At 65.6% G+C, this 23,559-nt stretch carries 25 protein-coding genes and 1 pseudogene; 6 read left to right on the forward strand and 20 right to left on the reverse strand.

Going from position 1 to position 23,559, the window contains the following annotated elements; all coding sequences use genetic code 11:
* Positions 1-9 precede the first annotated feature (9 nt).
* The 6 genes from AB7M16_RS03820 to AB7M16_RS03845 form a co-directional block, all read right to left on the reverse strand.
* Positions 10-591, reverse strand: a complete 582-nt coding sequence (locus tag AB7M16_RS03820; RefSeq protein ID WP_453943180.1) for a MerR family transcriptional regulator — start codon at positions 589-591, stop codon at positions 10-12.
* Between the two features lie 24 nt (positions 592-615).
* Positions 616-957, reverse strand: coding sequence for an integration host factor subunit alpha (locus tag AB7M16_RS03825; RefSeq protein ID WP_036010431.1), 342 nt, complete (start codon positions 955-957; stop codon positions 616-618).
* Between the two features lie 132 nt (positions 958-1,089).
* Entirely contained in the window at positions 1,090-2,070 is a 981-nt protein-coding gene (locus tag AB7M16_RS03830) for a beta-ketoacyl-ACP synthase III (RefSeq protein WP_453943181.1), read from the reverse strand.
* Positions 2,067-3,128, reverse strand: coding sequence for a phosphate acyltransferase PlsX (plsX, locus tag AB7M16_RS03835; protein ID WP_439367100.1), 1,062 nt, complete (start codon positions 3,126-3,128; stop codon positions 2,067-2,069). Before plsX ends, AB7M16_RS03830 begins: the two co-directional genes overlap by 4 nt.
* 298 nt (positions 3,129-3,426) lie before the next feature.
* Positions 3,427-3,990 carry a YceD family protein gene (locus AB7M16_RS03840; protein WP_453943182.1) on the reverse strand — a complete coding sequence of 188 codons (564 nt, stop codon included), beginning with the start codon at positions 3,988-3,990 and terminating at the stop codon, positions 3,427-3,429.
* Positions 3,987-4,538: a ubiquinol-cytochrome C chaperone family protein gene (locus AB7M16_RS03845; RefSeq protein ID WP_453943183.1), complete on the reverse strand. Its 552-nt coding sequence runs from the start codon at positions 4,536-4,538 to the stop codon at positions 3,987-3,989. Before AB7M16_RS03845 ends, AB7M16_RS03840 begins: the two co-directional genes overlap by 4 nt.
* Before the next feature lie 98 nt (positions 4,539-4,636).
* Here AB7M16_RS03845 and AB7M16_RS03850 point away from each other — a divergent pair, with 98 nt between their 5' ends.
* Both AB7M16_RS03850 and AB7M16_RS03855 read left to right on the forward strand, forming a co-directional pair.
* The gene (locus AB7M16_RS03850; protein ID WP_172783462.1) at positions 4,637-5,122 is read left to right on the forward strand and encodes an outer membrane protein assembly factor BamE; all 486 of its coding nucleotides are present in this window, start codon (positions 4,637-4,639) and stop codon (positions 5,120-5,122) included.
* Positions 5,123-5,323: 201 nt separating this feature from the next.
* Positions 5,324-6,336: pseudogene (locus AB7M16_RS03855) on the forward strand (Bug family tripartite tricarboxylate transporter substrate binding protein).
* Between the two features lie 172 nt (positions 6,337-6,508).
* On the opposite strand, the gene AB7M16_RS03860 reads toward AB7M16_RS03855, so the two are convergent.
* The 12 genes from AB7M16_RS03860 to AB7M16_RS03915 all read right to left on the reverse strand — a co-directional run bounded on the left by AB7M16_RS03860 (position 6,509) and on the right by AB7M16_RS03915 (position 17,114).
* A complete protein-coding gene (locus AB7M16_RS03860) occupies positions 6,509-8,629 on the reverse strand; it encodes a sodium-translocating pyrophosphatase (protein WP_172783460.1) in 2,121 nt (706 codons plus the stop codon).
* Between the two features lie 237 nt (positions 8,630-8,866).
* Positions 8,867-9,865, reverse strand: a complete 999-nt coding sequence (gene thiL, locus AB7M16_RS03865; protein WP_453943184.1) for a thiamine-phosphate kinase — start codon at positions 9,863-9,865, stop codon at positions 8,867-8,869.
* A gap of 137 nt (positions 9,866-10,002) precedes the next feature.
* Positions 10,003-10,497, reverse strand: a complete 495-nt coding sequence (gene nusB / locus AB7M16_RS03870) for a transcription antitermination factor NusB (protein ID WP_172783458.1) — start codon at positions 10,495-10,497, stop codon at positions 10,003-10,005.
* A gap of 4 nt (positions 10,498-10,501) precedes the next feature.
* Positions 10,502-10,993 carry a 6,7-dimethyl-8-ribityllumazine synthase gene (gene ribH / locus AB7M16_RS03875; RefSeq protein WP_172783457.1) on the reverse strand — a complete coding sequence of 164 codons (492 nt, stop codon included), beginning with the start codon at positions 10,991-10,993 and terminating at the stop codon, positions 10,502-10,504.
* 62 nt (positions 10,994-11,055) lie between these two features.
* Positions 11,056-11,685, reverse strand: coding sequence for a riboflavin synthase (locus tag AB7M16_RS03880; protein WP_453943185.1), 630 nt, complete (start codon positions 11,683-11,685; stop codon positions 11,056-11,058).
* Complete coding sequence (gene ribD / locus AB7M16_RS03885) at positions 11,685-12,833, reverse strand: bifunctional diaminohydroxyphosphoribosylaminopyrimidine deaminase/5-amino-6-(5-phosphoribosylamino)uracil reductase RibD (protein WP_453943186.1); 1,149 nt, start codon at positions 12,831-12,833, stop codon at positions 11,685-11,687. The genes AB7M16_RS03880 and ribD overlap by 1 nt, the downstream gene beginning before the upstream one ends.
* The gene (gene nrdR, locus AB7M16_RS03890) at positions 12,830-13,312 is read right to left on the reverse strand and encodes a transcriptional regulator NrdR (protein ID WP_011087793.1); all 483 of its coding nucleotides are present in this window, start codon (positions 13,310-13,312) and stop codon (positions 12,830-12,832) included. Before nrdR ends, ribD begins: the two co-directional genes overlap by 4 nt.
* Positions 13,313-13,341: 29 nt before the next feature.
* Entirely contained in the window at positions 13,342-14,640 is a 1,299-nt protein-coding gene (gene glyA, locus AB7M16_RS03895) for a serine hydroxymethyltransferase (RefSeq protein WP_212255127.1), read from the reverse strand.
* Between the two features lie 263 nt (positions 14,641-14,903).
* Positions 14,904-15,125 carry a hypothetical protein gene (locus AB7M16_RS03900; protein ID WP_025036694.1) on the reverse strand — a complete coding sequence of 74 codons (222 nt, stop codon included), beginning with the start codon at positions 15,123-15,125 and terminating at the stop codon, positions 14,904-14,906.
* A gap of 37 nt (positions 15,126-15,162) precedes the next feature.
* Entirely contained in the window at positions 15,163-15,399 is a 237-nt protein-coding gene (locus AB7M16_RS03905; RefSeq protein WP_453943187.1) for a hypothetical protein, read from the reverse strand.
* 199 nt (positions 15,400-15,598) lie between these two features.
* Positions 15,599-16,117, reverse strand: coding sequence for a transcriptional regulator LdtR (gene ldtR / locus AB7M16_RS03910; RefSeq protein WP_025036696.1), 519 nt, complete (start codon positions 16,115-16,117; stop codon positions 15,599-15,601).
* A gap of 505 nt (positions 16,118-16,622) precedes the next feature.
* Entirely contained in the window at positions 16,623-17,114 is a 492-nt protein-coding gene (locus AB7M16_RS03915) for a DUF6163 family protein (protein WP_172783451.1), read from the reverse strand.
* 122 nt (positions 17,115-17,236) lie between these two features.
* Here AB7M16_RS03915 and hemB point away from each other — a divergent pair, with 122 nt between their 5' ends.
* Positions 17,237-18,298, forward strand: coding sequence for a porphobilinogen synthase (gene hemB, locus AB7M16_RS03920; RefSeq protein WP_172783450.1), 1,062 nt, complete (start codon positions 17,237-17,239; stop codon positions 18,296-18,298).
* Positions 18,299-18,386: 88 nt separating this feature from the next.
* On the opposite strand, the gene AB7M16_RS03925 is transcribed toward hemB, so the two are convergent.
* Positions 18,387-19,022: a DUF6151 family protein gene (locus tag AB7M16_RS03925; RefSeq protein ID WP_172783449.1), complete on the reverse strand. Its 636-nt coding sequence runs from the start codon at positions 19,020-19,022 to the stop codon at positions 18,387-18,389.
* Between the two features lie 183 nt (positions 19,023-19,205).
* Here AB7M16_RS03925 and AB7M16_RS03930 point away from each other — a divergent pair, with 183 nt between their 5' ends.
* Both AB7M16_RS03930 and AB7M16_RS03935 read left to right on the forward strand, forming a co-directional pair.
* The gene (locus AB7M16_RS03930) at positions 19,206-19,754 is read left to right on the forward strand and encodes an RDD family protein (RefSeq protein ID WP_453943188.1); all 549 of its coding nucleotides are present in this window, start codon (positions 19,206-19,208) and stop codon (positions 19,752-19,754) included.
* A gap of 68 nt (positions 19,755-19,822) precedes the next feature.
* Positions 19,823-20,599 (forward strand): arginyltransferase, encoded by a 777-nt coding sequence (locus tag AB7M16_RS03935; RefSeq protein WP_172783447.1) that lies wholly within the window; start codon positions 19,823-19,825, stop codon positions 20,597-20,599.
* A gap of 145 nt (positions 20,600-20,744) precedes the next feature.
* On the opposite strand, the gene AB7M16_RS03940 is transcribed toward AB7M16_RS03935, so the two are convergent.
* Positions 20,745-22,097 (reverse strand): Nramp family divalent metal transporter, encoded by a 1,353-nt coding sequence (locus AB7M16_RS03940; protein WP_453943189.1) that lies wholly within the window; start codon positions 22,095-22,097, stop codon positions 20,745-20,747.
* 171 nt (positions 22,098-22,268) lie between these two features.
* Between AB7M16_RS03940 and AB7M16_RS03945 the strand changes: the two genes are divergently transcribed.
* Entirely contained in the window at positions 22,269-23,513 is a 1,245-nt protein-coding gene (locus AB7M16_RS03945) for an MFS transporter (RefSeq protein ID WP_453943190.1), read from the forward strand.
* The last annotated feature ends 46 nt before the right edge of the window (positions 23,514-23,559 follow it).

Raw genomic sequence — 23,559 nt, forward strand, 5'->3', positions numbered from 1 at the left:
GGCCCGCCCCTAGCCGTCCTTGAGGGCCTGGTCCAGCATGTCCCTGCAGGCGACGAGGTCGCCGAGCACCCGCTCCAGCCGCTCCCGGTCGAGCGCGCTGGGGCCGGCGGGCGCGGCGGCGGCACCACCCTTGCGGAAGGTGGTGAGAATCTCCTCGTCGTCGATCTCGGTGAAGCGGAAGTCGATGCCTTCCTCTTCGTCGCCCTGGAAGTCGTCATCGTCAGTGTCGGTGACGCCCTTGATGGGCGCCTCCTCGTCCTCGGGCTCCATCAGGCTCGCGCCGATGGCGTCCTCGATGGCGCCGAAAGAGACCGCGGCCGCGCTGTCGGCGAGGCCCTGCACCGATTTGACGCCGTGCTCTTTGAGGATCCGCTGCACCCCGCGGATGGTGTAGCCCTCGCCGTAGAGCAGCCGGCGGATGCCCTTGAGCAGGTCGACGTCGTCGGGGCGGTAATAGCGGCGGCCGCCGCTGCGCTTCATCGGCTTGATCTGGGAGAAGCGGGTCTCCCAGAACCGCAGCACGTGCTGCGGAATGTCGAGTTCCTGCGCTACTTCGCTGATGGTTCGGAACGCATCCGGCGCCTTATCCAAATGCCAGTCCTTTCCGAAAGGCGGTTACGCCTCTTCCTGAGCCTGGGTGGCGTCGCCGTTGGTACGGTGCTGGGCGTTGATCCGCTGCTTCAGGATCGCCGAGGGCTTGAACACCATGACGCGGCGCGGCGAGATCGGCACCTCGGTGCCGGTCTTCGGGTTGCGGCCGATGCGCTGGCCCTTCTTGCGCACCATAAAGGAGCCGAACGAGGACAATTTCACCGTCTCGCCCTTCTCCAGGCAGTCGGTGATCTCCTTCAGCACGAGTTCCACGAAGGCGGACGATTCCGTGCGCGACAGGCCCACCTTCTGGTAGACGGCTTCGCACAGATCGACACGCGTTACGGTTTTGCTGGTCTCGCTCATCGCCCTGCCCCACCTCACGGCGAACAATTCTCGTCTGAAATTATGAGCTTACGATACGGCGGTCAACACCGCACATCAATGCAGACCTAGCGATAATCGGCGTGGATTCCGGCAAAATTTTATCGGTGTGGCTTACCAGCGCACCAGCGCGGAGCCCCAGGTGAAGCCGCCGCCCATGGCCTCCAGAAGGACCATGTCGCCCTTCTTGATGCGGCCGTCCCTGCGCGCTACGGAGAGCGCCAGCGGGATCGAGGCCGCCGAGGTATTGCCGTGGCGGTCCACCGTCAGCACCACCTTCTCGGGCGCGATGTGCAGCTTGTGCGCGGAAGCGTCGATGATTCGCTTGTTGGCCTGGTGCGGCACGAACCAGTCGATGCCGTCGGCATTGAGCCCGGTCGCCTTGAAGGCATCGACGATCACGTCGGTGATCATGCCGACCGCATGCTTGAAGACCTCGCGGCCCTCCATGCGCAGATGACCGACGGTCTGGGTCGAGGACGGCCCGCCGTCCACGAACAGCTTGGCCTTGTGGCGGCCATCGGAGCGCAGATGCGTGGTCACGATGCCGCGGTCGGTCGCGGCATTGCCGGGCTGCTCCTGCGCCTCCAGCACCACGGCGCCGGCGCCGTCACCGAACAGCACGCAGGTGCCGCGATCATTCCAATCGAGGATGCGCGAGAAGGTCTCCGCGCCGATCACAAGCGCGCGCTTGTAGGCGCCGCAGCGCAGGAAATTGTCGGCGGTGGCCAGCGCAAACACGAAGCCCGAGCACACCGCCTGGAGATCGAAGGCCGCGCCATGATTGATGCCGAGCCCGTGCTGCACGGCAACCGCGGTTGCAGGGAAGGTGTTGTCGGGCGTCGAGGTCGCCAGCACGATCAGCTCGATCGACTGCGCGTCCACGCCGGCGTCGCGGAGCGCCGCCTGTGCCGCCTTGATGGCGAGGTGCGAGGTGAACTCGCCCTCGGCCGCGATGTGCCGCTCGCGAATGCCGGTGCGCTGCACGATCCACTCGTCGGAGGTGTCGATGCGCGCCGCCAATTGGGCGTTGGTCACCACCTGCTCCGGCAGATAAGAGCCGCAGCCGAGCACGACCGAACGAATCTGAGTCACGAAACATCCTCCGGCGCGGGCTGCACGGATTTGAGTGCACCACCCTCGCGGTTGAGCATCTGATTGATCTTGTTCAGGAGATCGTAGTGAGCCATCTCATAGCCAACATCGATCGCATAGGCAAAGCCTTCGGCGTTGGTTCCGCCGTGGCTCTTGACCACCACCCCGTTCAGTCCCAGCAGCACGCCACCATTGGACTTGTTGGGGTCCATCTTGTTACGCAGGGCCTGAAAGGCGCTGCGGGCGAAGAGATAGCCGAGCTTGGACGTCCAGCTCCGCTGCATCTCGTTACGGAGCAATTCCGCCATCTGCCGTGCGGTTCCCTCGGCCGCCTTCAGCGCGATGTTGCCGCTGAAGCCTTCGGTGACGATCACGTCGGCCAGGCCCTTGCCGATGCCGTCGCCCTCGACGAAGCCGACATAGTCGAGCTCCGGCAGGTTCCGCGCCCGCAGGATCTCGCTGGCCTCGCGGATCTCCTCGTGCCCCTTGATCTCCTCGGCGCCGATATTGAGCAGCCCGACCGTGGGCCGGGTCTTGTTGAACAGCACGCTCGCCTTGGCCGCGCCCATCACCGCCATCGAGACCAGGTGGTGGGCATCGCCGCCGAGGGTGGCGCCGAGGTCGAGCACGACGGACTCCCCGCGCAGGGTCGGCCAGATCGCCGAGATCGCGGGGCGGTCGATGCCCGGCAGGGTGCGCAGGTGGAAGCGGGCCATCGCCATCAGCGCGCCGGTATTGCCGGCGGAGATCGCGACATCCGCCTCGCCTTTCTTGACCGCATCGATCGCGAGCCACATCGAGGAGGTCTTGCGGCCGCGCCGCAGCGCCTGGCTCGGCTTGTCCTCCATGCTGACGGCGACGTCGGTATGGACGATTCTGGAGGCGGCTTTCAGCTTCGGGTGCTTGTCGAGCTCGGGCTCGATCCGGGCGCGGTCGCCGACCAGCAGGAACTCGGTGTCGCGATGCCGGCCAAGCGAGATGGCGGCGCCCGGAATGACCACGGCGGGGCCGACATCGCCCCCCATGGCGTCCAGCGCGATGCGAACCTTGCTTGGCATGAAAGTCCTGGAAACCTGGTCTGGTGCAGTCTGAGCTAGCGGGGCCGCAAAATGGGTTTGCCACCGAGATGGCGACCGGCCAAGCGCCACGCCGCACCCGAACCGGGGCGCGACAATAGCGTTTTGTGCCCCCGAAACAACCTCTTGCCCCCAGCCTTTTGCATCCGAGGCGATCCGGCCGCCGGCCGCGGATTTCGCAGGAAACACATTGAAATCAGACGGATAAATGGCTGTCTCAAACCATCGAGGCAAATGGCTCGCGTGCCCTGGCAAGGCGGCCGCGAGCGGAAAATGCCCCTCACTGTTCCTTCTTCTTGTCCTGCAATGCCTTCAGCACGGCGAAGGGATGGTCCTCGGGGTCGGGAGCGGTGACCTCCGCCTCGAACACAGCCCCCTCCTTGCGCGGATAGGGATCGATCGCCAGGAACAGAACGTCGGTGGCGAGCCGGCCGAGATCGATGATGCCGCCCGTGATCGGCTCGGGCGGGTCGACGACCTCGGGCGGCGCCTCATCGTCCTGCCCCTCCTCGATCAGATCGGCCAGGCGGCGCGCCTCGGCCTCCGGGGCGAACATCAGGTCCACCTCCTCCTCAATCTCGGTCTCGATCGGGTCGAGCGTGACGACGCAGGTCTGGCCGACGCGGCCGCGGACGAGGCCTGTGACCTGGACCCGTCCGCCGCTTTTCGGCACGACATCGAAGCTGGCATGAGCGGACAGGATCTCGCGCAGGCCCGCGACCTCCGACATCGCCTGCCGCTCGGCCGCCGATGCTTCGAGCTCGCGATGCAGCCCGGCGTCCGGGATCTGGGCAACGATGACGGGCGCCCGCCACGGATCGGGTGCGGAATCTGGTCGGCTCATGGCGTGACACCCTCTGGCAACGCCGGGGGAAACGTGAAGGACGCGCGCAGCAGCGCAGCCTCTTCGGCCCGGCCGAGATCGGCCTCGCAGGCCCGCGCATAGGCCGCGAGCCGCCTGGCCTGGTCGAAACCGGTCCCATTCAAGATATTCTTGCAGATCGCCGATGCCAGAGCCTCGCCGCCGGCTTCCATCGCCTGGTCATAGGCCTGGACGCGGCCGTAGAAGGCCTCGCCGAAGGCCCGCATCCGCTTCGGCACGGTCTGGTCGCCCACCCCCATCTCGCGCAGATTGTCGTCCATGTCCTCGCAGAAGCGATCGAACAGCGCCTGGGACAGCTCCGTGGCGCCCTGAACCGCGCGCAGGCGGCGCAGCAGCAGCCACAGATGCAGCAGCAACAGGTCGAAACGCCCGTTAACCGTATCGGGCACGCCCAAGTCCCGGTAAAATATGGGTTCTCGCGCCTGCGTCACGATCATGCCATAGATGGCTTCAATGGTGCCTGGCGGGGTTCGCCGGGGTTTCCTGAAGTGATTGAACGGCCAAAGCATTGTGGTTTCCGCAAGCGGGCGCGCGCGAGTTGCATTCAGACGCCCAGCCCGGTACTTCAGCGCCTCGCGCGACGCAAGGGGACGGAATCAGTTCCGCTATGACGACAACGAACCAGATCAGCCCGCGCGCGGACGTGCGGCGCGGCCTTCATGCCTGCTGGCGCGGCTTGCGCATGCTCGCGGCGACCGCAATGGTCGGCGTGGCCCTTGCGGCCTGCACCGGCGAGCAGTTCCAGAAGGGCTACATCCTGCCGCCCGGCGCGCTCGAGCAGATTCCGATCGGCGCGAGCCAGGACCAGGTGCTGATCGTGATGGGTACGCCCTCGACGGTCGCGACCCTCGACGGTGAAGTGTTCTACTACATCTCGCAGCGCTCGGAGCGCCCGGTCGCCTTCATGAACCAGAAGGTGGTCGATCAGCGCGTCATCGCGGTCTATTTCGACAAGAACCGGCGCGTGCGCAGGCTTGCGAATTACGGTCTCCAGGATGGCAAGATCTTCGACTTCATCAGCCGCACCACGCCGACGTCGGGTCAGGAGATGAGCTACCTCACACCGCTGTTCAAGCTGCTGAGCTTCAACTGAAGCCGCCGAAGGTTTCGATCGAAGCGCTTGTCGCTTCGCATCGAACCAGCCTTCGGAGCCGGCTAATTCCATCGGAAGGTAAATGGCTTCGCGCCTGCGTCGTCGTGCCGCCCTCTGCGCGGCACTTGTCGTCGCGCGCGACTTGCGGTCGCACGTAGCGTTCCCTACGCTTCCTGCAAAGCAAGAAGCAGGAGTGGATTCGTGCCCAAGAAATTTCAAAACACTTTATTGTCGCGCCGTCGCGTGCTCGCCGGTGCTGCCGGCCTTTCGGCCGCAGCTTTTCTGCCGCGATCGAGCCTTGCCGACTGGAAGCCCACAGAAAACGTTCGGCTCATCGTGCCGGCCGCGGCCGGCGGTTCGACCGACGTGATGGGCCGGCTCCTGGCTGCGCATCTGCAGCCGCCTGGGGCCAGTCGGCCGTGGTGGAAAACCGCTCCGGCGGCGGCGGCACCATCGGCACGGCCGAGGCCGTGCGCGCCAAGCCGGATGGTCACACCATCCTGGTCGGCAATCCGGGCCCGAACGCGATCGCCTACAGCATCTTCAAGAACCTCAGCTACAAGCCGGAGCAGCTTCAGCCGGTCTCGAACATGATCCGGATTCCGAACATCGTCTCGGCGCATCCGAAGACCGGCATCAAGTCGATTCCCGAGCTGATCGCGTTCCTGAAGGCCAATCCGGACAAGCTCAGCTACGCCTCTTCAGGCGTCGGCCAGAGCCCTCACCTCACCGGCGCCTGGTTCCTCCAGCTCACCGGCCTGAAGATGACGCACATCCCGTTCCGTGGGGCCGGACCCGCGTTGCAGGCGGCGCTCGCCGGCGACATCCAGATCCTGTTCGACAACCTCTATCCGAGCCTGCCGCAGGTGCAGAACGGCACGCTCAACGGCCTGTGCGTCACCACGCCCGAGCGCAGCGAGCTCGCGAAAGACCTGCCGACCATGCGCGAGAGCGCACCGGAGCTCGCGAACTTCGACATCTCCTCCTGGTTCTCCGTGTTCCTGCCGAAGGGCGTCTCGCCCGAGGTGCTCAATGCGCTCAATCTCCAGGTCAAGGCGATGCTGGAGCGCGACGACGTCAAGAAGCAGATCGCCGCCATGGGCGCCCGTGCCGACTACGGCACGCCGGAGCAGTTCGCCGCCTTCGTGGACGCCGAGACGAAGAAGTTCGCCGGCATCATCCAGAAGGAAGGCCTGCAGATGGACGTGCAGTAGGTCTCTCCCTCGTCATTGCGAGCGAAGCGAAGCAATCCAGAATCTCTCCGTGGAAAGACCCTGGATTGCTTCGTCGCAAGAGCTCCTCGCAATGACGTGGTGAGTGCGGCGGATCAATAAAACAAAAACCCCGCGGTTTGCACCGCGGGGTTTTGTCTTTCACCAGCGCCGCTCAGTGCGCCAAAATCGCCAGCAGCAGCAGGGCCACGATGTTGGTGATCTTGATCATCGGGTTCACCGCAGGTCCGGCCGTGTCCTTGTAGGGATCGCCGACGGTGTCGCCGGTCACCGCGGACTTGTGGGCATCAGAGCCCTTTCCACCGAAATGACCGTCCTCGATGTACTTCTTGGCGTTGTCCCAGGCGCCGCCGCCCGAGGTCATGGAGATCGCGACGAACAGACCCGTCACGATCACACCGAGCAGCATCGCGCCGACGGCCGAGAACGCCGCCGACTTGCCGGCCGCGCCGCCGCCCGCGATCGCATAAATCAGGAAGTAGACGACGATCGGCGAGAGCACCGGCAGCAGCGAGGGGATGATCATCTCCTTGATCGCCGCGCGGGTCAGCAGGTCGACCGCCTTGCCATAGTCAGGCTTGTCGGTGCCCTGCATGATGCCCGGCTTCTCGCGGAACTGGCGACGAACCTCCTCGACGATCGCGCCGGCCGCACGGCCGACCGCGGTCATGCCCATCGCGCCGAACAGGTACGGCAGGAGGCCACCGAACAGCAGGCCCACCACCACGTAGGGATTGTTCAGCGAGAAGTCCGGATTGACGCCGGCGAAGTAGGGATGCTGCGCGGAGCGGGCCACGAAGAACTTGAGGTCCTCGTTGTAGGCCGCGAATAGCACCAGTGCACCCAGACCGGCCGAGCCGATCGCGTAGCCTTTGGTGACCGCCTTGGTGGTGTTGCCGACCGCATCGAGCGCGTCGGTCGACTTGCGCACCTCCTTCGGCAGCCCCGCCATTTCGGCAATGCCGCCGGCATTGTCGGTGACGGGGCCGAAGGCGTCGAGGGCGACGATCATGCCGGCCAGCGCCAGCATGGTGGCGGTCGCGATCGCGATGCCGAACAGCCCGGCGAGGCTGTAGGTGACCAGGATGCCGGCGATGATCACGATCGCAGGCAACGCGGTCGCTTCCATCGAGATGGCGAGGCCCTGGATCACGTTGGTGCCGTGGCCGGTGACCGAGGACTGGGCGATCGACTTCACCGGACGATAGTCGGTCCCGGTATAGTATTCGGTGATCCAGATGATCAGCGCGGTGACGACGAGACCGACCACGCCGCACTCGAACAGCGCCATGCCGGTGTAGTTGACGCCGTCGAGCTTGCCGAAGCCGATCAGGTAGTAGATCACCAGGGCGATGCCGATCAGCGACAGGATGCCGGTCGCGATCAGGCCCTTGTAGAGCGCGCCCATGATCGACTGGCTCGGCCCGAGCTTGACGAAGAAGGTGCCGATGATCGAGGTGATGATGCAGATGCCGCCGATCGCGAGCGGCAGCGTCATCATGTTGGCGAGGATCGGCGTCTTGGCGAAGAAGATCGCCGCCAGGACCATGGTGGCGACCGCGGTCACCGCATAGGTCTCGAACAGGTCGGCGGCCATGCCGGCGCAGTCGCCCACGTTGTCACCGACGTTGTCTGCGATGGTCGCGGGGTTGCGCGGATCGTCCTCGGGAATGCCGGCCTCGACCTTGCCGACGAGGTCGCCGCCGACGTCCGCACCCTTGGTGAAGATGCCGCCGCCGAGACGGGCGAAGATCGAGATCAGCGAGGCGCCAAAGCCGAGCGCCACCAGGGCGTCGACGACGACACGGCTATCGGGCGCGAGCTTCAGCGAGTGGACCAGGAAGCCGAAATAGAGGGTCACACCCAGCAGCGCGAGACCGGCCACCAGAAGTCCGGTGATGGCGCCCGCCTTGAAGGCGAGCTCCAGGCCGCCGGCGAGCGACGTCGTCGCAGCCTGGGCGGTGCGCACATTGGCGCGCACCGAGACGTTCATACCGATGAAGCCCGCAGCGCCGGACAGGATCGCGCCGATGGCGAAACCAATCGCGACATAGAGCCCGAGGAAATAGGCAAGCAGCACGAAGATGACGATGCCGACGATACCAATCGTGGTGTACTGGCGCCGGAGATACGCCTGTGCGCCTTCGCGCACGGCCCCTGCGATCTCCTGCATGCGCGGCGACCCCGCATCCGCGCCCAACACCGAAGACGTCGCCCAAATCGCGTAGGCGACGGAAAGCGCTCCGCAGAGCACTATCAACCATAATGCTGTCATGTGATTTTTGCCTCAGATTCCTTGATGTACCCCCGGCGCCTTTTGTGTTCCGTCGTGCGGTGCGGCGCCTTGATTTTGAACAAAGCCGCCCCCTTGCCCTTAAGGGGCGGCTCCAGTCGGCCGCGAGCTTGCCAAAATCAAATTGAGGGTGCAACGCCGGATAAGGCCGAAAAGGCCGATCTCGGCAGGTATTTAGGACCAAGTGCTGAGAACTAAGATGCCGGGTTGGAGCAATTGCTAGAAGTGGCTGTAGGACAGCCGCGTCAAAAGCAGGTCCTGGCCCTGACCATCCAGGAAGCGCGGCGGCTTCTGCCCTTCCGTGATCGTACCGATCGCGGTCACGGCAACGCCCAGGGCCCGCCCCGCGGCAATCAGCGCGTCACACTGTGCCGGCGGAGCGGTGCACAGCACCTCGTAGTCATCGCCTCCGGCAAGCAGCGTCTCGACAGACCCGACGTTGCGGGCGCGCAGGCCGGCCGCCGCGGCCGAGATTGGCACGCTCGTCACGTCGACCGAGGCCGAGACCCCGGACGCGGCGCAGAGCTTGGTCAGATCGCCGGCGAGGCCATCGGAGATGTCCATCGCTGCGGTGGCATGGTCGCGCACCGCCCGCGCCAGCACGTTGCGCGGCTGCGGCACCCGATAGCGCGAGACCAGAAAATCCCGTGCCGCGGGATCGGATGCCAGCGCGGCGGCCACAGCGCCGCCTTTGAGCACGTCGAGGCCGAGCGCGGCATCGCCGATCGTCCCCGTCACCAGGATGCGGTCGCCCGGCGTTGCGCCGGTCCGGCCGACCATCCGCCCCCGAGGCACACGGCCAAAGGCGGTGATCGAGATCATCTGCGGGCCCGGCGTCGACACCGTGTCGCCGCCGAGCAGAGGACAAGCGAAGGTCTTGGCGTCCTCGCCCAGCGCGTCCGCAAAGGGGCGCAGCCAGGCATCCTCCTTGCTGCGCAACGCCAGCGTCAGCACGAAGCCTGCTGGGGTTGCTCCCTTCGCCGCGAGATCGGACAGGTTCACCCGCAGCGCCTTGCGCGCGATGGTGTCAGGCGGATCACCGGCAAGATAATGCACGCCCTCGACGATAGCGTCGGTGGTGACGACGACGTCCTCGCCGGACGAGGACAGGACCGCAGCGTCGTCGACCAGCCCGAACGCGCCGGGATCGGTCGCCAGCGGCTTGAAATAGCGCGCGATGAGGGAGTCTTCGCCGGAGGGATCCTGTGCGTTCGTCATCGGCGCCAACTCCACCCTCCGCTGTCATCGCCCGGCTTGACCGGGCGATCCAGTACGCCGAGAAGCCGATCTCAATAACCGCTGCCGCGGCGTACTGGATCACCCGCTTACGCGGGTGATGACAGCGGAATGTGTGACTACCCCCGCCCGAACTCGTCGCCGCGAAACTGCCGGCCGATCTGGTCGAGCACGGCGTTGACCATGCCGGTCTCCTCGCGATCGACGAAGGCGTTGGCGACGTCGACATATTCGGAGACCACCACCCGGCCGGGCACGTCCTTGCGGTGCTGGAGCTCATAGGCTCCGGCCCGCAGCACCGCCCGCAGGATCGCCTCGATCCGCTTGAGCGGCCAGCCCTTCGACAGCGCCTCGTCGATCAGGGGATCGAGCTTCTTCTGGTCGCGTACGACGCCGGAGACGACGTCGCGGAAAAAGGCAGCTTCCGCCGGCAGATAGGTGTCGCCCTCGACCTCGTTGCCGAGCCAATGGCTTTCGAACTCGGCAAAGATATCGTTGATGCCCGCACCGGCGATGTCCATCTGATACAGCGCCTGCACGGCCGCGAGCCGTGCCGCACCGCGCCGGTTCGCCTTCTTCTCCGGAACGCCCGCCGGTTTCTTGATCTCAGCCATGGCTTCAGGCCTGCGCCAGGCGGCGTTTGATGCGCAGCATCGCAAGCGCGGCGCGCGCGGCATCGCCGCCCTTGTTGAGCTCGCTGGCGCGCGCCCGCGCCCAGGCCTGCGCCTCGGTGTTGACGGTGAGGATGCCGTTACCGAGCGGCAGCTTTCGCGCCACCGCGAGGTCCATCAGCGCGCGCGAGGATTCCTGCGAGACGATCTCGAAATGGATGGTGTCGCCGCGGATCACGCAGCCGAGCGCGATCACCGCGTCATACGGCTTGCCGTTCGCCGCGGCGGCATCGACCGCGATGGCCACTGCCGCTGGGATCTCCAGCGCACCGGGAACCGTGATGACGTCGTGCGTCAGGCCGGCTGCCTTCAACTCGGCGACTGCGCCATCCAGCAGCGCGTCCTGGAGATCGTCATAGAACCTTGCCTCGACTACAAGCGCGCGCGCGCCGGAAATGTCGGTCTGGTCCTTCAGGGGTGCGCGCCGCGCGTCTGCCATCGTTCAATCCGTTTCGAATGGGGTCGGCGCTATGTAGTCGCCGGCAGCATGTAAGCCAAGTTCTAAGAGACCGTCATTTCCGTCAGTCGCGCCGCATACCGGGCCATCAAATCGACCTCGATATTGACCTCGGAGCCCGCCTTCCAGCTGCCGATCGTCGTGACATCAAGCGTGTGCGGAATGATGAGCACCGAAAAGGTCACGTCTGCAACCGTATTGATCGTCAGCGAGACGCCGTCGAGCGTGATCGAGCCCTTGGTGGCGATGAATCGTGCCAGCTCCCGCGTCGTCGAGAGCACGAACCGCGCCATATCCGGCAAGTCCTCGCGGCTGACGATGGTTGCAATGCCGTCGGCGTGGCCGGCGACGATATGGCCGCCGAGCTCATCGCCGATCTTCAGCGCGCGCTCGAGGTTGAGCTTCGTCCCGACCCTCCAGTGCTTGGCCGTCGTCAGCGCCAGCGTCTCGGCCGCGGTATCGACCTCGAACCAGGTCCTTTGCTTAGAGTCCCTGCCGTCCGCAACGCCCGAGGCGACCACGGTCAGGCAGACGCCGTTGCAGGCGATCGAGGCGCCGTCCGCAATCGTGCTCTGATCGTAGCGGCAGGCGATGCGGAGCCGGTGCAGCTGGCCCTGCGCCGTTGGCGTGAAGCTGACGATCTCGCCGATATCGGTGACAATGCCGGTGAACATTACGCGCGCTCGTAGATGGTGAGAGTATCCTTGCCGTAGGTCTCGCTAGCATGAACCTTGTAGGCCGGCGACTGCGTGATTTTCGACAGGGGCAATGCATCGAGCGCATCGACGCCGCCATCGCCGACCGCTTCCGCGCCGCGGAACAGCCAGATCTCGTCGACGAGATCGGCCGCGACGAAGGACGCCGCAACGCGGCTGCCGCCCTCGACCATCAGCCGCGTGATGCCCTTCTCTCCCAGCGCCTGCAGCACGATCGCCAGATCGAGCCCGGATGCACTCCCCGGAGGCATGCGCATGATTTGCGCACCGGCCGCGCCAAGGCGTGTCGCGGCGGCCGCTTCCGCAAGCTCGGACGCGATCACCCAAAGCGGCGTCTCGCGCGCGGATCGAACCAGCTGGCTCGATGCGGGTATGCGCAGGCTGCGGTCGAGCACCACACGCACCGGCGAGCGCTCCGCCATGCCCGGCAGGCGGCAGTTGAGCTGCGGATCATCCGCCATCACCGTGCCGATGCCGACCAGGATGGCGTCGCTTTGCGCGCGGAGCAGATGCACGCGATTGCGTGCCGCCTCGCCCGTGATCGCAAGCGGCTTGCCGCCGGCCGCACCGATCTTGCCGTGGGGCGAGACCGCGAGCTTCAGGATCACATGCGGACGCTTGTCCCGGATGCGGCGGAAATGGCCGGCATGGTCGAACGCGGCCTCCGCCGCGCAAAGACCGACATCCACCGTGATGCCGGCAGCGCGCAGGCGCGCATGGCCCTGCCCCGCCACTTCCGGATTGGGGTCCTCGATCGCCGCCACCACCCGCGTGATGCCGGCGGCGATCACCGCATCGGCGCAAGGCGGCGACTTGCCGAAATGCGAGCACGGCTCCAGCGTGACATAGAGCGTGGCGCCCAGCGCAGCCTCGCCGGCGCGCCGCAACGCTTCGGGCTCGCCATGCGGCCGTCCGCCCGGCTGCGTCCAGCCGCGGCCGACGATGACGCCATCCTTGACGATGACGGCGCCCACGGCCGGATTGGGCCAGGTCCGCCCCTGCCCGCGCCTGCCCAGCGCGAGCGCCAGCTCCATGAAACGGCGATCAGCATCCTTGGCCTCGCGGGCCTTCTGCGCGAACTGGTCTTCCAGGATGCGGAAGATCATTTGCGGATCGCGGCGAGCCGCGCTTCCTCCTCACCGGAGAGCTCGCCGAGCACGTCGGCGAAATCCTTGGCCTCGCGGAAATTGCGGTAGACCGAGGCAAAGCGAACATAGGCGACGTCGTCGAGCGTGCGCAGATGCTCCATCACGGTCTCGCCGATCACCTCCGAGGAGATCTCGGCCTCGCCTCCGGTCTCTAGCTCGCGCACGATGGTGGAGACCATCTTCTCGACCCGCTCCGGCTCGACCTGCCGCTTGCGAAGTGAGATCTGGACCGAGCGCATCAGCTTGTCGCGGTCGAACGGCACGCGGCGGCCGTTGCGCTTGATCACCGTGAGCTCACGCAGCTGCACGCGCTCGAAGGTGGTGAAGCGGAAATTGCAGGCGACGCACACGCGCCGCCTGCGGATCACGGACGAGTCCTCGGTCGGACGCGAGTCCTTTACCTGCGTATCGAGACTGTTGCAGTTCGGGCAGCGCATCCGTGTACCTTGAAAGGTTTTCTTGGACCTTACTGATAGATCGGGAACCGGTCGGTGAGCGCCTTGACCCGTTCCTTGATCGCAGCCTCCACCAGCGGCGCCTTGCCGTCGGAGGATTGCGCGATCGCGTTGAGGACCTCGGCGATCATGCCGCCGACCTGCTGGAATTCGGCGACGCCGAACCCGCGGCTGGTCGCAGCCGGCGTGCCGAGCCGAATGCCCGAGGTGACGAAGGGCGATTCCGGATCGAACGGAATGCCGTTCTTGTTGCAGGTGATGGCCGCGCGGACCAGCGCCTTCTCCGAGACGTTGCCCTTCAGGCCCTTCGGCCTGAGATCGACCAGCATCAGATGATTGTCGGTGCCGCCGGAGACGATGTCGAGACCATGACCCTTCAGGGTCTCGGCCAAGGCCTTGGCGTTCTCGACGATGTTCTTGGCGTAGACCTTGAAGTCCGGACGCAGCGCCTCGCCGAAGGCGACCGCCTTAGCCGCGATCACGTGCATCAGGGGACCGCCCTGCAGGCCCGGGAAGATCGCCGAGTTGAGCTTCTTGGTCAGCGTCTCGTCATTCCACAGCATGAGGCCGCCGCGCGGACCGCGCAGCGACTTGTGCGTCGTGGTGGTGGTGACGTGCGCATACGGCACGGGCGAAGCATGCACGCCGCCGGCGACGAGCCCGGCGAAATGCGCCATGTCGACCAGGAGGTAGGCGCCGACGCTGTCGGCGATCTCGCGGAAGCGCTTGAAATCCCAGGCGCGCGAATAGGCGGAGCCGCCGGCGATGATCAGCTTCGGCTTGACCTGCTCGGCCTGCTTGGCCACCGCGTCCATGTCGATGATCTGGTCCTCGCGGCGCACCGTGTAGTGCGCGGCCTTGAACCACTTGCCGCTCATGTTGACGGGCGAGCCATGGGTGAGATGGCCGCCGGCCGCGAGATCGAGACCCATGAAGGTGTCGCCGGGCTGCAGCAGCGCCAGGAACACCGCCTGGTTCATCTGACTGCCGGAGTTCGGCTGCACGTTGGCGAAATTGGCGCCGAACAGCTTCTTGGCGCGATCGATCGCAAGGTTCTCGGCGACGTCGACCCACTCACAACCGCCATAGTAGCGCGCGCCCGGATAACCTTCCGCGTATTTGTTGGTCATGACCGAACCCTGCGCTTCCAGCACGGCCCGGCTGACGATGTTCTCGGAGGCGATCAACTCGACCTCGTGGCGCTGCCTGCCGAGCTCGCCCTTGATGGCGGCGGCGATTTCCGGATCGGCCTGCTCGAGCGAGGCGGTGAAAAACGAATCGGGCGCGGAGGCGGTTTTTGCGAGGGTCATCTTGCGAATATCTCCACCGCCGCAGCCTTTTGGCGGGCTACGGGCGGGTCTGGTGTGGCGGTCGGAAGCACGCGCGATCTACCACATCGCCCGCAACAGGCCAAGCATTTGCGGGTCGGGCCTGATATTTATGCAAGATATGGTGGGATTGGGGGGTCAGCCCGGGAGCGGTTTTGCAAGACCCCTGCCCATCAATATCCGGGTGGGGCCGCTTTGGGCCTCATCTTTTGCCAGCTGCCCATCGGGCGCAGCCAGCGCCCTCCTCACAGCCCCGTATACCCCGCTTTCACCGGGTCGACGCTGCCGTCGAGCTGGCGCAGATAGGTCAGGCCGCAGACGGTCAACCTGTGGGTGTCGGTCTCGCCGGCCTCCATCAGGATATTGAGGTAATTCGTGACCTTTTCACGCGCCTCGGCGCTGGCCGCCGCGGTGCGGTTGGCGAGCAGGTCATAGGTCTGCATGATGCGGTCGATGGCGGCTTCCATGGCATCCTCTGGTTCGTCGGGATCTTGGGGGTTTTGATCAGGCAACCGCTCTGGCCTCGGTCTGCGCCTGGAACCGGGCGATGGCCTTGTTGGCCAGCCTGATCTTGTTGAATTCGCCCTGTTGAAGCAGCTTGACGATCAGGCCGAGCAGGCGTTCATCGGTGGCGAGAGTGTCCGGGATCGCCCCGGAGCGGCGAAGGTAGTTCGCGGCGATGGCATAGGCCTCGCTGACGAGTTCCACGTTCATCACCTGAAGCCCGCGCTCGACCAGCATCGACGTTTCTCCGATCCGAAGGAGATAAGCGCCGAGCCGGGAACTGGTTCCAGGCAGCCAGGGATTTTTTCGCAGGTGCAAAAACATCAACGCACCGGTCCGGGGGCAACTCCGGACCGGCGCGCTTGGGGAAGTCAGGCACGTTCGGGAGGGCTGCCGGTCTTGTTGCGGGCCGGCATCGCCCTGATCCCATTTAAACTCAGAGGCGATAGAGGATCTGGTCGGTCCAGAACCGCTCGAGACGGTGCAGCGACTTGTTGAGGGTCGCGAACTCGTCGCCGGAGATGCCGCCGACCTGCTCCACCGTCTTGACGTGCTTCTGGTAGAGCGCGTCGACGATGCGACGGACTTCCTGGCCCTGCGGGGTCAGTCGGATGCGCACCGAGCGGCGATCGACGCGCGAGCGCTGATGATCGAGGAAGCCGAGCTCGACGAGCTTCTTCAGATTGTAGGAGACGTTGGAGCCGAGATAGTAACCGCGCGTGCGCAATTCGCCCGCGGTCAGCTCCTTGTCGCCGATGTTGTAGAGCAAGAGCGCCTGGACCGAGTTGATGTCCGCACGGCCGCGGCGATCGAATTCATCCTTGATCACGTCGAGGAGACGGCGATGCAGCCGCTCCACCAGAGTCAAAGCTTCCAGATAGAGCGACTGCACCGAACCCTGCTGGCCGGAGACGCGCTCTGCGGTATCTGCCGCAGTTGCGACGGCTTTCATCATGACACTTCCCCTGTTGTCGTTTTTATCGACACTTATTCGACGAAACTTGTGTCCCGTCTGATAGCTGCAACTTAAGGGGCGCGTTTGAAGATCGGCTTAAATAAGAGAATAAAGAGATCATGAATTTAAGACAGTGAATTGCGCATTAAGCCTGTGCCACAAGCACTTTTCGAAAGCCTCTGTTGACCTTCGCAAGGTCCTGTTCACCCTCCGTCCGCCCCTGTTGTCGCATTCCAGAACAGCCCCGCCCTGTTTCGAAACGCATGCGTAAGAGCTGTGGCGGAACCGGCTGGTCAATGAAAACTTACCGCGAATTTTAGGCAACCAGCGGTCAACCAAACGCGCACAACTCCGCTCGTGTCCCGGACGAGCGAAGCGAAGATCCGGGACCCAAAGCCACAAACGAGATGTCGGAGAGATGGGCCCCGGCTCTGCAACGCATCACGCCGCAAGCGCGGCGCGCTGCGTCCGGGGCACGAGAGCATCTATCCAAGCCGTTGCCGCGCTACGGCGGCCGCTCGCGCGCGGCCATCCAGGCGAGCGCGAGATATGCGGCGAGCATGAAGACCTCGACGCCGACCACGACGAGGCTGCCGCCGTAGATCCCCGGGAACATCAGCTCGATCACGGCCATCGACACCACGGTCGTCAGCCACACCACCGCGCCCCATGGCGTTGCCAGCCAGAGGCCGACGGCGGCGACGAGCTCGATCACGGCGAAGTAGACGGTCGCGGCCTGCCAGGCCATCGACTGGTTCTCGAACGCCTCGTCCTCGCCGCCAACGAAGCCCGTGACCTGCGCCCAGTGATAGAGGCCTTTGAGGATCGAGAGCAGCGCCATCACCCGCAGGAAAAGCACCAGTCGGCGGGTCCAGACATTGTCGTCGGACTCCGAGCGCTCCGAGGAGATCGCCTCGACTGAGAGTGCACTCTCTCGGGCAGCGTCCCTGGCATTGACGCCGCCCTGGGCCGTATCGCGGGTGGAGATCTCGGACATGGCCCCTTCTGGCTGCTTCGGCCCGCAAAATCAATCGCCTGCCATCCCTTGCGGCAGGTCAAGCCGCGGTGACGGGAACCGTGCGAGCTGGTATAAGAATAATTCCAGCCGGAGGAAGAGTAATGGCGATCAAATACGGACGTCCGATCGAATTGCGCGACGTTTCGCGCCGGGACAGCACGGCAGTGCCGCATGCCCTCGATCTGACCGTTCGTCCGCGCCGCAACCGCAAGGCCGAGTGGGCCCGGCGAATGGTGCGCGAGAACGTCCTCACCACCGACGATCTGATCTGGCCGCTGTTCCTGATCGACGGCACCAACAAGCGCGAGCAGGTCGCCTCGATGCCCGGCGTCGACCGCCTCAGCGTCGATCAGGCCGTGCGCGAGGCCGAGCGCGCCATGAAGCTGACCATTCCCTGCATCGCGCTGTTTCCCTACACCGATCCCTCCCTGCGCGACGAGGAAGGCTCCGAAGCCACCAACCCGAACAACCTGGTCTGCCAGGCCGTGCGCGCGATCAAGAAGGAGTTTCCGGAGATCGGAATCCTCTGCGACGTCGCGCTCGATCCCTTCACCAGCCACGGCCATGACGGCCTGATCTCCGACGGCAAGATTTTGAACGATGAGACGGTCGCCGTGCTGGTGCGCCAGGCGCTGGTGCAGGCCGAAGCCGGCTGCGACATCATCGCGCCCTCCGACATGATGGACGGCCGCGTCGCCGCGATCCGCGAGGGGCTGGACCGCGCCGGCCTGCTCGACGTGCAGATCATGGCCTATGCGGCCAAATACGCCTCCGCCTTTTATGGCCCGTTCCGTGACGCCATCGGCTCGGCCAAGACGCTCACCGGCGACAAGCGCACCTATCAGATGGACAGCGCCAACACCGATGAAGCGCTGCGCGAGGTCGAGCTCGACATCGCCGAGGGTGCCGACATGGTGATGGTGAAGCCCGGCATGCCCTATCTCGACGTGGTCCGCCGCGTGAAGGACACGTTCGCGATGCCGACCTTCGCCTATCAGGTCTCCGGCGAATACGCGATGATCGCCGCGGCCGCGAACAACGGCTGGCTCGACGGCGACCGCGCCATGATGGAAAGCCTGCTCGCCTTCAAGCGCGCCGGCGCCGACGGCGTGCTGAGCTATTTTGCGCCGAAGGCCGCGGAGAAGCTGCGGGCCCAGGCTTGATCCCACTTGCGGGCGTCCGGGTCCCGGCTCTGCGCGGCGCTTGTCGGGACGCGAGGGCAGAGTTGCCCGCACCTTACCGCTGCAACACTCAACCCGCCGCTTGCGCGTTCGGCTGAGGCCCGCACAACGGACGCAGCGCCTCGCGCTGCTCGCGCGACAGCACGGTGATTGGATAGATCGGCTCGCGCGTCGCCCGCTTGAAGAACGGATGCGGCGATGCCTTCCCCCGCAGCTTCCATGCCAGCACCTTGCCGATGGCGCGCAGGATGAGAGAAAGATTAAGTCCCGTCGCGCCCGCTGGTGGCTCGCCGACCGCGTACTTGCCGAGAATGGCGCCGATCGGCGCTCCCGCGACTTCGTCGACCGCCGGCGTGCCACCCTCGAACGCCTGCGCGATGATGCCGACGAAGGGAATGCTCGGCGAAAGGGTGTTGCCGACCGGTGTGTTGCAGCAGCTTGCATACCATCGATAAAGGCCTTTCGGGGTCAGCCGCACCCCCGCGATCCGGTCCTGCCCCTGCACGAATGTAAGCGTCGATGGCGCGACCTGGACAATGTCGCTGCCGCCTTTCGCATTCAACAGATCGGCGCGACCGAGCTGGTGTGCAAAGGCCTGGCAGTCGTCGCAGTAGCAGACCACGCGATTGACGGTCTGCCGCGACACGCCCGTGACGACGGCGCAGACCCCGCCACAGCGGCAACGCAATTCGATCTGACGATCCATTGAAAATCGTTCCTGTGAGGGATCACCCCGCCCCAGCATGGTGCAAATCACGGACCGCGCAAGCGGCCACGGCCGCCGAATCGCCGGAATATTTTGCGGTGGTACTGGGCCGACAGCCTTGGCGTGCGGCCTGGCTGTTCCCATGTGCTGCGGTGAGATATCCAAAAGCGGAAGGGGAAGCTCGTGTCATATTCTGGTTCGCCAAATGACGGCGGCGCCTGGCGCAATGACGGCGCCATGCAACCGCATGCCTTTGACCCCGCACTGCATCCGGACCTGTTCCGGGGCGTCGCGACGCGGCGGGTGTTCGCCTTCCTGATCGACATGGTCGTGATCTCGGTCCCGGTGATCCTCGGCTACATCTTCATCGCCTTGTTCGGCGTGGTCACCCTCGGCATCGGCTGGGCGCTGTTCTGGATCGCCTGGCCGGCCTCCGTGATCTGGGCCATCGTCTATTACGGCGCCAGCATCGGCGGTCCGTCCTCCGCCACGGTCGGCATGCGCCTGATGGACCTGGAGCTGCGCACCTGGTACGGCGCGCCTGGCTATTTCGTGCTCGGCGCCACCCATGCCGTGCTGTTCTGGGTGACGGTCTCGTTCCTGTCGCCATTCGTGGTGCTGGTCGGCCTGTTCAACGGCCGCCGTCGCCTGTTGCACGACTTCGTGCTGGGAACGGTCGTAATCAACAATTCGGTTCGCATACCCGCACCCCAGGCGGCGCGGACGTGGTGAGCTAATCGATTGACCGGGGGCTTCTGGAGCGCGATGCTGATGCCTGTTTTGGAGGCCCACGACGTCCCTTGACCCAGCACTCGCGCGACACCCCACAATTTTACCTCACGGCGCCCTCCCCCTGCCCGTATTTGCCGGGCCGGCATGAGCGCAAGGTGTTCACGCACCTCGTGGGGGACCGCGCCGGTGATCTCAACGACCTGCTGACCCATGGCGGCTTCCGCCGCAGCCAGTCGATCGCCTACCGGCCGGCCTGCGACCAGTGCCGGGCCTGCGTCTCGGTCCGGGTCATCGCCAACGAGTTCCGCCCCTCGCGCAACTTCCGCAAGGTGATGGCCCGCAACGCCGACATCATCGGCGAGCAGCGCAGCGCAGTGCCGACCTCCGAGCAATATTCGGTGTTCCGCGCCTATCTCGACGCCCGCCACCGCCACGGCGGCATGGCCGACATGACCGTGCTCGACTACGCCATGATGGTCGAGGACAGCCATGTCGAGACCCGCATCATCGAATACCGCAAGCGCGGTCCCGACAGCGGCATCACCGGCCGCGGCGAGGAGCTGATCGCGGTAGCGCTCACGGACGTCCTCAGCGACGGCCTGTCGATGGTCTATTCGTTCTTCGATCCTGGCCAGGTCAGCCGCTCGATGGGCACCTTCATGATCCTCGACCACATCGCGCGCGCGCGACGTCAGGGCCTGCCTTACGTCTATCTCGGCTACTGGATCGAGGGCTCCAAGAAGATGGACTACAAGGCCCGCTTCCTGCCGCAGCAGCGCCTTGCCCCGTCAGGCTGGCTTCGGGTCGATGCTCAGGGCGATACGGCATCCGAGCCGCAGGACTAAGCTCAGCTAACGCGCACTCGCTCTCCGTCATGCCCCGCGAAGGCGGGGCATCCAGCACGCCGCAGCTTCTCGGTTCTATCGCAGGCCTCACGGAGTACTGGATCGCCCGCCTTCGCGGGCGATGACAGCAACGTGGCGGCGCCACTCAGCCGAACAGCGTATCGGCCAGCAGCTTCACGTTCAAAATCACGATAACGCCGGCGACGATCCAGGCGACCGCGGCGACCGATGTCGGTATCGCAAACTGGCCCATCTTGCGGCGGTCGGAGACGAAGCGGACCAGCGGGATCACCGCAAAAGGCAGCTGCATTGACAGCACGACCTGGCTGAACACCAGCAAATCCGCCGTGCCGCGCTCGCCATAGATCGCCGTGACGATGATCACGGGGACAATGGCAATGCCGCGCGTGAGCAGGCGGCGCGCCCAGCTGGGCAGGCGCAGGTTGAGAAAGCCCTCCATCACGATCTGGCCGGCGAGCGTCGCGGTGACCGTCGAATTGAGGCCCGAGGCGAGCAGCGCCACCGCGAACAGCGTCGAGGCGATGCCGAGCCCGAGCAACGGCGACAACAGCTCGAAGGCCTGTCCGATCTCGGCGACGTCGGAATGACCGCTTTTGTGGAAGGTCGCGGCGGCCACGACGAGGATCGCTGCATTGATGAACAGCGCCAGCATCAGTGCGATGGTCGAGTCCGTCGTCGCCCATTTGATCGCTTCGCGCCGGCCGGTGTCGTTACGCTCATAGGCGCGCGTCTGCACGATCGAGGAGTGCAGGTAGAGGTTATGCGGCATCACGGTGGCGCCGATGATGCCGATCGCGATGTAGAGCATGTCGGAATTGGTGAAGATCTCGCTCTTCGGCACGAAGCCGCGCAAGACCTCCGCCACCGGCGGAGCCGCCGCCGCGATTTGAACCACGAAGCAGACCGCGATCACCGCCAGCAGCGCGATGACGAAAGCCTCCAGGAAGCGGAAACCGCGGTTCATCAGCAGCAGCAGCAGGAAAGCGTCGAGGGCTGCGAGCAATGCGCCGCCGATCAGCGGAATGCCGAACAGCAGCTTCAGCGCGATCGCCGTGCCGATCACCTCGGCGAGATCGCAGGCGATGATCGCCGCCTCGCAGGCGAGCCAGAGCAGGAAGTTCACCGCCGGCGAATAGGTGGCGCGGCAGGCCTGGGCGAGATCGCGGTCGGTGACAATGCCAAGCCGCGCCGCCAGCGACTGGAGCAGGATCGCCATCAAATTCGAGAGCAGGATGACGGAGAGCAGCGTGTAGCCGAACTTCGACCCGCCGGCGAGGTCGGTCGCCCAATTTCCGGGGTCCATGTAGCCGACCGAGACGAGGTACCCCGGCCCGACGAAGGCCAGCAGCCGCCGCCACCAGCGGCCCGCGGCGGGAATGGCGACTGTGGAATTAACCTCAGCGAGGCTCTTGGTGGTGGGCGCATCAGCGCGCCAGCCGGCGAGGTCGGGAGTCATGTGGGGTGATCGGGCATCCATGTCGGCAGAATACCCAACTTCGTTCTTATTGCAACTCATTTGCAACTGCATCTAGCGGCAAGTGTTCCCGCCGCGGAGCATGGGGAAATCGCCTCTTGTCGGGAAGCGGGTTGGTTTGGTGGTCGTCGGGGGCGAACATTGGCGCAAATTCGCCTTTGCAGGATATGCGCCATGTCAACGCCGCCTCGCCTCCCTGACACCTTCAACCGCCTCGCCTGGTCCAATCTCGCCGCGCAGTCGGCCGAGCAGATTGCGCTCGCGGCAGCGCCCATCGTCGCCGTGCTGACGCTGGGGGTGGCCGAAGGGCAGACCGGCCTGCTGCAGACCGCGCTCACCCTGCCTTTCGTCCTGTTCGCCATCCCCGCCGGCGTGCTCGCAGACCGCATCTCCCGCCGCAGGCTGATGGCGAGCGCCGAGGCGCTGCGGGCCGTGGCGCTCGCGGCCGTCGTGCTCCTGCTCGCGCTGGGGGCGCTCAATCTGCCGCTGCTGGCCCTGCTCGGCTTCGCCGCCGTGTGCGGCACCGTCGTCTACAGCGTGGCGGCGCCGGCGCTGGTGCCGGCGCTGGTGAGCTCCGACCTGCTGCCGGCAGCGAATGCGCGCATCGAGCTGGCGCGCACCATCGCCTTCGCCAGCGGCCCCGCACTCGGCGGTGCGCTGGTGGGATGGTGGGGCGCGAGCCCGGCGTTCGGCTTTGCCGCGGCGCTCTCGGCCATTGCCGTCGTGCTGCTGTCCGGCATCTACGAGCCCGCGCGCGCGCCGGCGCCGCGGCGGGATCCGCTCCAGGACGTCCGCGAAGGCGCGGCCTTCGTGTTTCACCATCCGCTCCTGCGGCCGGTGTTCATCACCCAGTTCATCTTCAACACCGGCTGGTTCCTGCAGATCGCGGTGCTCGTGCCCTACGCCGTGCGCCATCTCGGCCTGAGCGCTGCCGGTGTCGGCACGGTGCTGACGATGTACGGCGTCGGCATGGTGATCGGCGCGCTCCTTGCCACGCGCGTGATGCAGCGCATCGCCTTTGGCACCGTGGTGGGGCTCGGCCCCGTCAGCGGCTTCGTCGCCGCCCTGGTGATGGCATCGACGGTGCTGGTCCCCTCGCCCTGGCTTGCCGGCTTGAGCTTCTTCCTGCTCGGCGTTGGCCCGATCCTGTGGGTGATCTCGACCACGACGCTGCGCCAGTCCGTGACGCCGCCGCGCCTGCTCGGCCGCGTCTCCGCCATCAACATCATGAGCTACGGCGCCCGCCCGCTCGGCTCGGCGCTGGGCGCGATCGTCGGCGGCTTCTGGAGCGCGGAAGCGTGCCTCTATCTCGCTGCGGCCGTGTTCGGCGTGCAGGCGCTGGTGATCCTGCTGTCACCGGCGGTGGGACTGGACCGGCAGCCGGACATGGTGGGAGATGAAGCGGCGGCGCGGTGCTAGCCACAGCCGTCATTGCGAGCGCAGCGAAGCAATCCAGAATCCTTCC

The sequence above is a fragment of the Bradyrhizobium sp. USDA 372 genome (genome assembly GCF_053629095.1).